The following is a 7,215-nucleotide window of genomic DNA, read 5'->3' as shown; positions in this document are numbered from 1 at the left end:
AGTACAAGCAGCTTGGCGTCGATGGCCATCACCAGCGCCAGGTGCAGCTGCACGATCATGCCCTTGGACATCTCGCGCACGCGCAGGTTGGGCTTGAGCTGGGTGTTGGCGATGAAGCGTTCGCACTTGCTCCGGTCGAAGCGCGGATGGACGCCGGCGACGAAGTCAATGGCCTCCTTGACCTTCATCCAGCGCGGCAGCACGGCCACGTCGGCGATGAAGCAGACATCCTTCATCAGTTCGTCGCGGTCCTTGCGCGGATCCAGGCCCAGCACCTTCAACTGGCCTTCGAACGGCGTCAGGCCGAGGATGGCCTTCAGTGCGGTGGTCTTGCCCGCGCCGTTCGGACCGATCAGGCCGATGATCTTGCCCGCCTCGATCTCGAAGCTGGTGTTGTCCAGCGCGAGCTTGTTCTTGTAGGCCTTGCGCAGGCCGTGGGCCGACACCACGGTGTTGGCGATTGCGGCATTCATCACTTGTTCCCCTTGGATTGCAGCAACTCTTCGATGGACAGGCCCAGGCGCTCGATGCGCTCGGCGACGGCCGGCCACTCTTCGGTCAGGAAGCGCTCGCGTTCACTGCCGCGCAGCTTCCGGGACGCTTCGTCGGTGACGAACATGCCCAGGCCGCGGCGCTTCTCCACCAGGGCTTCATCCGCCAGCTCCTGGTAGGCACGCGAAACGGTAATCGGATTCAACTGGTACTCCGCCGCCACCTGGCGCACGGAGGGCAGGGCGTCGCCCGGCTTCAGGATGCCGTCGAGCATCATCGCGATCACGCGATCCTTCAGCTGGCGGTAGATGGGAGCGCCGTCGCTCCATTGGATGGGTGCCATGGCTCAGCTCCTCGGACGCAGTGACTGGCCGAACGAGAAGTACGGCATGGCCAGCGAGGCGCGGGCGCGGCGCTTGTGCCGGGTGGCCTCCGGGTTGCCTTCATCCCCGGCGATCTCGCGGACATCGGACTCCAGCGCGCCGACCAGCGCGGCGGTATCCACCTCGGACGTGCGGGCGCCTGACATGGCCGCCAGGGCGCCCGCCGCCAGCAACAGGCCGCCGACGGCCAGGCTGGGCAGGGTGTGGGTCAGTTTCGGGTTCATCGGGTACCCCCCTGAGTTGGGTGAGTGGTGTTGTATTCAACTATAACACCAAAACACAGGTCGTCAACTGTCCTGCGGGAGTTTGTCACCCAACTGAAGGCATACTTGTCATGTTCACACTAGTGGAGTCCGCCCGTGCGTTCCAAGATATTGAAAACCATGGTCTTTGTCGGGCTTGTCTTGGCGTCCGCCACGGCAATCGCGGCCAGCCTGCTGGACGTCAGCTACCGCCCGCTGGCCGGCAAGGCGGCCGTCAACCTGAAGGACAGGTATGCCGGGCAGGTGCTGCTGATCGTCAATACGGCCAGTAAATGCGGATACACGCCCCAGTACGAGGGACTGGAGGCGCTGCACCAGCGTTATGCCGCCCAGGGGTTTGCCGTACTCGGCTTCCCTTCCAATGACTTCAAGGGACAGGAGCCGGGCAGCGAGAAGGAGATCCAGGAGTTCTGCACGTTGACCTACGGGGTCAAGTTCCCGATGTTCGAGAAGGTCGTGGTGACGGGCGACGGCGCCACGCCCCTCTACAAATCGCTTGCGAGCGCCACCGGCACGTCCCCGGCATGGAATTTCCACAAGTACCTGATCGGACGCGATGGTCGCGTGGTCGCGAACTTCCCCAGCAAGGTCGCGCCCGATGACCCTGCGGTGGTCGCCGCGATCGAGCGCGAACTGAAGGCGCCCCGCGCGACGCGCTGATGCCAGTGCCTTCGCCCGCAGCGGGCGTGCCACAATATCGGCTTGGCGCCACCCTCGTGGCGCAGGTTCCAGGAGCAGAAAGGATGAAGCGGTCGGTCCGCGGCGCAGCCGTGTTGTTGGCAATCTCGTTTTCGATGCTGGGAGRCAGCGTGTCTGCACAGGAAAAGACCGCGCTGGTCACCGAGCGCGACAAGGTCAGCTACGCCATTGGCGTGGACGTCGGCAATTCGCTGCAGCCGGTAGGTCCCTTCATGGACATCGCCGCCTTCCAGCGTGCCATCGCGGACACCTTCGCCGGCAAGCCGAAGGCCATGACCGAGCAGGAAGCGCAGGCCACCGACCAGCTGCTGCGCATGAACCTGGCCGTCGCCGATGGCCAGACGATCCCCGGCATGCCGCCGGGCAGCACGYCGCCGCCGGTCGACAAGACGAAGGTGGGTGTATTCCTGGGGACCTACGTTATCGGCCCGTCCCTGCTGCCCTTCAAGGACGAAGTGGATCCCGCCGTCCTGGCGCAGGCGGTGAAGGCCGTCGCGACCAAGAGCGGCACGCCGCTGTTGACGCTCGAGCAGGCGCAGGCCGAGATGCAGGCTTACCTCACCAAGCGCCAGGCCGGCGTCGCACAGCGCAACCGAGACGAAGGCGCGGCGTTCCTTGCCGCCAACAAGGTCAAGCCGGGCGTGGTGACGACGCCGTCCGGCCTGCAGTACATGGTGCTGCGCCAGGGCAACGGCCAGCGTCCGCAGGCCAGCAGCCGCGTACGCGTGAACTACGAGGGCAAGCTGCTGAACGGCGATGTGTTCGACAGCTCCTATGCGCGTGGCGAGCCGGCGGAATTCGGCCTCGGCCAGGTGATCGCCGGCTGGACCGAGGGTGTGTCGCTGATGCCCGTGGGGGCGAAGTACCGCTTCTGGATTCCGTCGAACCTCGCCTATGGTCCCAACGGTGCGCCGGGCGGCAAGATCGGTCCGGACGCCACCCTGACCTTCGATGTCGAACTGATGGGCGTCCTGCAATAAGCAGCTGATCCAATAGGGTCTTCCCTCGGCCAGGAAGTCAGCGGATGCGCGTTGCGATCTTCGGTACCGGATACGTCGGATTGGTGACGGGCACGTGCCTGGCCGAAGTCGGGCACGACGTCGTGTGCGTCGACATCGATCCGGCCAAGGTCGACGGTCTCAACCGCGGCGTCGTGCCGATCTACGAACCCGGCCTGTCGCCGATGGTGAAGGCCAACCACGCCGCCGGCCGGCTGCGCTTCACGACGGTCGCCGAGGAGGCGATCGATCATGGCGACGTGGTGTTCATCGCAGTCGGTACGCCGCCGGATGAAGATGGGAGTGCCGACCTCCAGTATGTGCTGGCGGTGGCACGGACCATCGGACGCGGTCTCAGGCATCCGTGCACGGTGGTGAACAAGTCGACCGTGCCGGTGGGTACGGCGGACAGGGTGCGCGCCACCATCGAGGCGGAACTTGCGACGCGCGGCGTGGAGATCGCGTTCGACGTGGTGTCCAATCCCGAGTTCCTGAAAGAGGGTGACGCCGTCAACGACTGCATGCGGCCCGATCGCATCATCGTCGGTGCATCCCAGGCGCGCGCGGTTGAAAAGTTGCGCCGGTTGTATGCGCCGTTCAATCGCAACCACGAGCGCATCGTCGTCATGGACGTTCGCTCCGCCGAGCTGACCAAGTACGCGGCCAACGCCATGCTGGCCACCAAGATCAGTTTCATGAACGAAATCGCCAACATCGCCGAGCGCGTGGGCGCGGACGTGGAGCAGGTGCGGCAGGGCATCGGCTCGGACCCGCGCATAGGATGGCACTTCATCTATCCCGGTGCCGGCTACGGCGGATCCTGCTTTCCCAAGGATGTGCAGGCGCTGGCGCGCACCGCCGAGCAGCACGGGTATGTCCCGGAACTGCTGCAGGCGGTGGAATCGGTCAACGACCGCCAGAAGGGCCATCTGTTCGAACTGATACAGCGCCACTACGACCGCGGCGAAGACGAAGGCGTGCGCGACAAGACCTTCGCGGTGTGGGGGCTSKCCTTCAAGCCCAACACCGACGACATGCGCGAAGCGAGCAGCCGGCGGCTGCTGGCGGAATTGTGGGAGGCGGGCGCACGCGTGCGTGCCTACGACCCCGAGGCCGGCCCCGAGGCAGCGCGCATCTTCGGCGAGCGTGACGACCTCACGTTGTGCGAGGACGCGCGCACCGCGCTGGAAGGCGCCGATGCGCTGGTGGTGGTGACGGAGTGGAAACAGTTCCGCAGTCCCGATTTCGCTCGCCTGCACGACGCGCTGGGCGACGCTGTCATCTTCGACGGCCGTAACCTGTACGACCCCGCGGAAGTGGAAGCCGCGGGACTCGCCTACTACGGCATCGGACGCGGGAGGTCCGTGCATGCAAACTGATCTGCCCCTGCAAGGGGATTCGCTGGAGCGTCGGCTGGTGGAATTGGAAACCCGGCTGGCGTTCCAGGAGCACGCGATGGGCGAACTGAGCGATGCGCTGGCCGAGGCGCGCTCCGAGAACCAGCGTACTTCGCTGCTGCTCAGGCAGATGGTCGAGGAGTTGGGCAAGGTGCGCACGTCGCTGCACGACAGCCCCGTGGATGAACCACCGCCACCGCATTATTGATAGGCTTGGGGCACGGCAGTTCCCCACGAAAGACCGATGACCGATTCACTCCGCGACCAGTTGCTGGGCCTGGGTTTCAAGCCCGCGCCAAAACCCGAGCGCAAGCCCGACCGTCGTCCCGATCCGCGGCGCGATGCCCGCAAGCCCGCGGGCAAGGGCGCAGCGCATCCCAAGCCTGGCCAAGGCGGCAAGCCGCGGCCACCGCATGCCGCAGGCAAACCGAAGCGCAGCCAGGAAGACATCGACCTGGCCAAGGCGTACGCGATCCGCGCCCAGCGCGAGAAGGACGAGCGCATCGAGGCCGAACGCGTCAAGCAGGAAGAAGCCCGCGTGCGCCGCGAGGCGAAGGCCAGGCTCGACGCCTTCCTCAAGGACAAGGCGCTCAACGATGCGGATGCCGACATCGCGCGACATTTTCCCTACGGCGGCAAGATCAAGCGCATCTATGTCAACGCCGAGCAGTTGAAAGCCTTGAACAAGGGAGATCTCGGCGTTGTGCAGCAGAACGGCCGCTATCTGCTGGTCACGGCCCCGGTTCTGGCGGAGGCCGAAGCGATCTTCGCCCCCGCCGTGGCGCTGAAGGTCGACCCCGACGCGCCCGCCGACCAGGATCCCTACGCCGATCCGCAGTACCAGGTGCCTGACGACCTGGTCTGGTGACTCCGCCCGCGCGGCCGCGGCTCTGCCTGTTACCCGGCCTGGACGGCACCGGCCGTCTGTACGCCCCGTTGACCGCGGCGCTGGCGGATGCCGCGGACGTCGAGGTGTTGTCCTACGACAGCGGACACTTCGAAAGTTATCCCGCGCTGGYCGCTGCGATCGAACCCGCGCTGCTGCGCCACGCCGATGTCACCCTCGTGGCCGAGTCCTTCGCCGGCCCCCTCGGAGTGCTGTTGGCCCATCGTCATCCGGCGCGCGTGCGTGGGTTAGTGATGGYGGCCACGTTCGTCCATGCCCCGTTACCCCTGAGCCGGGTCGGCGCCCGGCTTCTGGACGCGCTGCCGGCATTCGCGCCGCCGGTGTTCGCGCTGGAACGCCTGTTGGCGGGCCGTGGCCTGCCGCCGCCGCTGCGCACTGAGTTCGAGGCGATCCTGGCATCGCTGCCCGTTGAGGTGCTGCGCCAGCGTGCGCTCGCGGCGCTGCGCGTGGATGTCCGCCCGCAGCTGGCGGAGCTTCGCGTTCCGCTGTTGTTTCTGCAGGCGAAGCGCGACAGGCTCATCTGGCCGCAAGCGGCGCGCGAAATCCTGCGCGGGGCGCGCGATGTCCGACATGCGGGGGTCGACGCACCGCATTTCCTGTTCCAGATCGCGCCCGCACCGGCAGCCAGCGAGATCCGTCGCTTCCTCGCCCAGCTCGCAGGCGCTGGATCAGCCTGACGGGATGGGAGCGCGCACCAGCCAGCGCCAGACGATGCAGGCGGCGAGCAGGGCGATGAACGAAGATGCGAAGAAGGCGGTTCCGCCACCGAAGCGCCACAGCTGGCCAGCGAGCAGGGCGCCGGTCACGCCGCCGACGCCCGATGACAAGCCATAGAAGACACCTTGGCCGTGCCCGTTCATGCGGCCGGGGAAGAAGCGCACCAGCAGTTGCATCGCGGCTGCGAAGAACGCCCCGAAATTCAGTGCATGCGTCAGCTGAGCGAGCACCATCACCGGCATGTTGTCGGGAAACAGGCCCGTCACCAGCCAGCGCACCGATGCGCTGAGCAACGCCACCATCAGGACAAGGCTCGCATCCCAGCGCCTGAAAATGCGGCTGGCCACGAAGAACACGCCGATCTCCGCCAGCACGCCCACCGTCCACAACACGCCCTGGGTGGCGGTCGGGTAGCCATGCTCGGACAGGTAGATCGAGAAGAACGTGTAGAACGGACCGAACGATACCTGCGTAAGGAACGCTGCGGCGAAGAAGGCGATTACCCGCGGCTGCCGCAATCGCGAACGGAACGTGTCGTCGCCCTCGCGTGTCGGTGGCAGCGGATCGTGCGCGTACCGATTGAGCAGCGCGGAGCCCAGTACGCCCGCCAGCACGGGCAGCATCAGCCACGGCAGCGCGCCGACGCCGAGCCGACGTTCGTCGATCATCCAGCCGAAGCCGGCCACCACGACGATGAAACCTATCGAGCCCCAGACGCGGATCAGGCCATAGCGGTCACTGCGCGCGCCCAGGTGCGACATCGTGATCGATTCGAACTGCGGCATCACCGCGTTGTAGGCAAAGCAGAAGCCGAGCATCACCGCGAACAGGCCTGCGTGTTCCAACGGAAGCAGGAACAGCGCGAAACAGCCCAGCGCCAAAGCGCACCCGAGGTGGAGCCACCGGATCGGGTGCGACGCCCGGGCGGCCAGCGTGGTCCACAGGCTGGGCGACACGATGCGCGTGGCGTACCACAGGCTCATCAGCACGCTGATGGCGGCCACGCCCAGGCCGCGCGATTCCAGGTACAGGCTCCAGTAGGGCGTGAATGCGCCGAGTGTGGCGTAGTAGAAGAAGTAGAAACTGGATAGGCGCGCGGTAGGGTAGGCGGCGTCGGTCGCCGTGTCGTCCGACACCATCAGGTTCGCCTCTGCCATGACGGGAGGGGCGGACGCGCATCGTGGTGCGGGGGGCGAGACAGCATGATCGCGCGATCACTGACGTGGTGCCGCATTCTAGCGGAGTGCTGGGCTCGTAGCCGATCCGCAGGCAAAGCTGCGGTGTCTAGTCCGGGTCGTAATCCAGGTTGGAAGCCAGCCAGCGCTCCACCTGCGGCAGGTCCACGCCCTTGCGCTTGGC

The 7,215-nt window shown here is 66.2% G+C and carries 10 protein-coding genes; 6 read left to right on the top strand and 4 right to left on the bottom strand.

Annotated features, from left to right (window positions below; translation table 11 throughout):
• The 3 genes from AC04L7_RS09430 to AC04L7_RS09420 form a co-directional block, all read right to left on the bottom strand.
• The coding region (locus AC04L7_RS09430; RefSeq protein ID WP_475512888.1) for an ATP-binding cassette domain-containing protein at window positions 1–473 on the bottom strand (473 nt) is incomplete at its 3' end.
• Window positions 473–835, bottom strand: coding sequence for a GntR family transcriptional regulator (locus tag AC04L7_RS09425; protein WP_296279883.1), 363 nt, complete (start codon window positions 833–835; stop codon window positions 473–475). The genes AC04L7_RS09430 and AC04L7_RS09425, both read right to left, overlap by 1 nt.
• 3 nt (window positions 836–838) lie before the next feature.
• Complete coding sequence (locus AC04L7_RS09420) at window positions 839–1,099, bottom strand: hypothetical protein (RefSeq protein ID WP_296279884.1); 261 nt, start codon at window positions 1,097–1,099, stop codon at window positions 839–841.
• Between the two features lie 159 nt (window positions 1,100–1,258).
• On the opposite strand from AC04L7_RS09420, the gene AC04L7_RS09415 reads away from it, so the two are divergent.
• From AC04L7_RS09415 to AC04L7_RS09390, 6 genes are all read left to right on the top strand, one after another.
• Window positions 1,259–1,798: a glutathione peroxidase gene (locus AC04L7_RS09415; RefSeq protein ID WP_296279954.1), complete on the top strand. Its 540-nt coding sequence runs from the start codon at window positions 1,259–1,261 to the stop codon at window positions 1,796–1,798.
• Window positions 1,799–1,881: 83 nt separating this feature from the next.
• Window positions 1,882–2,817, top strand: a complete 936-nt coding sequence (locus AC04L7_RS09410) for an FKBP-type peptidyl-prolyl cis-trans isomerase (protein ID WP_475512887.1) — start codon at window positions 1,882–1,884, stop codon at window positions 2,815–2,817.
• A gap of 44 nt (window positions 2,818–2,861) precedes the next feature.
• Window positions 2,862–4,214 carry a UDP-glucose dehydrogenase family protein gene (locus AC04L7_RS09405; RefSeq protein WP_475512886.1) on the top strand — a complete coding sequence of 451 codons (1,353 nt, stop codon included), beginning with the start codon at window positions 2,862–2,864 and terminating at the stop codon, window positions 4,212–4,214.
• A complete protein-coding gene (locus tag AC04L7_RS09400) occupies window positions 4,204–4,440 on the top strand; it encodes a SlyX family protein (RefSeq protein ID WP_296279888.1) in 237 nt (78 codons plus the stop codon). The genes AC04L7_RS09405 and AC04L7_RS09400 overlap by 11 nt, the downstream gene beginning before the upstream one ends.
• A 36-nt stretch (window positions 4,441–4,476) precedes the next feature.
• Complete coding sequence (locus AC04L7_RS09395; RefSeq protein WP_435998238.1) at window positions 4,477–5,100, top strand: DUF2058 domain-containing protein; 624 nt, start codon at window positions 4,477–4,479, stop codon at window positions 5,098–5,100.
• On the top strand, window positions 5,097–5,816 hold the full coding sequence (locus AC04L7_RS09390) for an alpha/beta fold hydrolase (protein WP_475512885.1): 720 nt from the start codon (window positions 5,097–5,099) through the stop codon (window positions 5,814–5,816). Before AC04L7_RS09395 ends, AC04L7_RS09390 begins: the two co-directional genes overlap by 4 nt.
• On the opposite strand, the gene AC04L7_RS09385 is transcribed toward AC04L7_RS09390, so the two are convergent.
• Window positions 5,808–7,013 (bottom strand): MFS transporter, encoded by a 1,206-nt coding sequence (locus AC04L7_RS09385; RefSeq protein WP_435998242.1) that lies wholly within the window; start codon window positions 7,011–7,013, stop codon window positions 5,808–5,810. The two genes, AC04L7_RS09390 and AC04L7_RS09385, sit on opposite strands and share 9 nt — an antisense overlap.
• Window positions 7,014–7,215: the final 202 nt, after the last annotated feature.

The sequence above is a fragment of the Pseudoxanthomonas sp. LjRoot204_2 genome (assembly GCF_056175765.1).
The sequence above is the reverse complement of the archived record's forward strand: the minus strand, read 5'-3'. Positions and strand labels throughout refer to the sequence as shown.